The sequence below is a fragment of the Capnocytophaga sp. oral taxon 332 str. F0381 genome (assembly GCF_000318275.2).
Lineage (GTDB): Bacteria > Bacteroidota > Bacteroidia > Flavobacteriales > Flavobacteriaceae > Capnocytophaga > Capnocytophaga bilenii.
Genome location: NZ_KB291344.1, coordinates 1,078 through 1,662, shown reverse-complemented (window position 1 = coordinate 1,662; position 585 = coordinate 1,078). Strand labels below are relative to the sequence as shown.

General features: G+C 27.4%; 1 protein-coding gene. It reads right to left on the bottom strand.

The annotated features are described in order from the left end of the window. Window positions 1–57 precede the first annotated feature (57 nt). The coding region (locus HMPREF9075_RS11180) for a hypothetical protein (protein WP_009416700.1) at window positions 58–585 on the bottom strand (528 nt) is incomplete at its 5' end.

Here is a 585-nt window from a genome sequence, read left to right as displayed (position 1 = left end):
GCAGGGAAATAGTTAAAAACAGGTTATTTTTCATCTTCCTTACTATAGTTTATAAAATTAAAACTTATGTGAATCCAATTTAGAAAAAGGTATTTGCTCTATCTTTGAAAGAGATAGTTTATTATTCTTATATTCAAGATAGATATAATAGTGATAGTTCCCCACAGGTGAATGAGAGAAATTTGTTAGATCTAACTTTAAAAGCGTTTTGTCTTTACGTTTTTGATACTTAATTTGCATAGGAACACAATGATAAATAGTCCTTATGTGTGTAGTATCTAAAATGACAAAATGGTTATTAAATTGAATTTTTGCTCTCTTTCTACCTAACTTTAAAAGCTCTTCTTTAAGATTTGCATCAAGGAGAGCAAAGGGAGAAGATTTCTCATTGAAATAGTCATTATCTTCTGCTATAAAAAGTTTTATTTTATCTTTAAAGAAAGTTTCTTCAAGCACATAATACCTATTACACAATTTTGTCCCATCTTCTTTACAGTCAAAATTACCATTTTTAGAAGGGATTTCTATAAAATAATAATTATCATACACTTTTCTAATACTATTTTGTGCTAAGCAAGAGAATGC